The sequence below is a fragment of the Micromonospora sp. NPDC049891 genome (genome assembly GCF_040660295.1).
Classification (GTDB): domain Bacteria; phylum Actinomycetota; class Actinomycetes; order Mycobacteriales; family Micromonosporaceae; genus Micromonospora.
Genome location: NZ_JBFAML010000090.1, coordinates 1 through 1,126 on the forward strand (window position 1 = coordinate 1; position 1,126 = coordinate 1,126).

General features: G+C 46.4%; 1 protein-coding gene and 1 pseudogene. One reads left to right on the forward strand and one right to left on the reverse strand.

Translation table 11 applies throughout. From position 1 onward, the window contains the following. Positions 1-132: 132 nt before the first annotated feature. A pseudogene (locus AB0I71_RS32625) lies at positions 133-495 on the forward strand (glycoside hydrolase family 75 protein); the annotation flags it as partial. A gap of 513 nt (positions 496-1,008) precedes the next feature. Here the strand turns inward: AB0I71_RS32625 and AB0I71_RS32630 are convergent. Further along, positions 1,009-1,126 (reverse strand): YdeI/OmpD-associated family protein (locus tag AB0I71_RS32630; protein ID WP_357591223.1); only part of this gene is annotated, 118 nt, incomplete at its 5' end.

The window sequence follows — 1,126 nt, forward strand, 5'->3', positions numbered from 1 at the left end:
TTTGCTTGTCGGTAATATATCGGTTGGTGCCATCCTTTCACCGAGGGTAACATTATGTCAAATATCATCTCCCACCCATGGAAAAATAACCGGACTTCCCCAGATGAGCCGGTCATGCCAGATCCTGTAGTTATGATTAAAGATGATGGCCATATTTTAATTATTGCCGATGCGGATACGGATGCCGATGGCAGTCCTGATGCCGAGGAAATCGATCCGACAGGGCAAAAGGAAACCAGCTTAAGAAGAGGGAATGGTTGGCGAGGTGAGGGAGATTATGTTAATGCACGTATTATTCCATATTTTGTTATTCCAGGTAATTGGAAGAAGATCACCGGGGTCGCTGTGAATATGGGAGATATGGCTAAAATAAATTATAAAAATAATCATATCTATGCAATCTGTGCAGACGTCGGTGGAAAAGATTCTATCGGAGAGGCCTCCATTGCCGCAGTCGAAGCGCTTGGCGTTAACCCATGGAGTAAAAATAAGAAAAAAATAATCAGGGGGATCGGATATGGCGTGACCTATGAGGTCATTGCAGGTTCTGCAAGCTTGGGGGCAACGGTGAGTTTTGAAACGATCCAGGCATATGGTAGAGAGTTATTCAAGGAAAACTTGCCTTTTAGTTTGCCGATGAAAATCGAAGATATCTCCGGTGTTATGTTAGGTAGTAATGGAAAGGGAACTCCGACGGTAGTTATCTCGTCGAAATCGGGAGAAAGTCATGTTAAAGAATATAGTGATACTCAGGAGCTCGCTCTGATACTGCAACTACTGCCCAAAACAAAGGTCACGATAGATGCACCGTTTGTTGTGCAACTGGCTGATGCCATGGTGTGGAATGATCAATTTCCCAGTAATGCTGAACGGTTTGTCGGGATGTTTAAAGAAGATTACCGTTCAATCAGGGAAGCAGTAGAAGACTGGTTTGTGCCGGAATACAGCCCTACCGCGACAAGTAATGCCTGTGTTGCACACCAGGTCAGTTGCCTTAAACTTTGTGACCTACCTTATCCGCAACTTGGCATGATAGATCGTCTCGTGACGGGCCAGCATGGCGACGAACTCGCGGATCTTCCGCTCGCGGGTCTGCGCCCGCTTGACGCCGTTGACGCGGTGGATG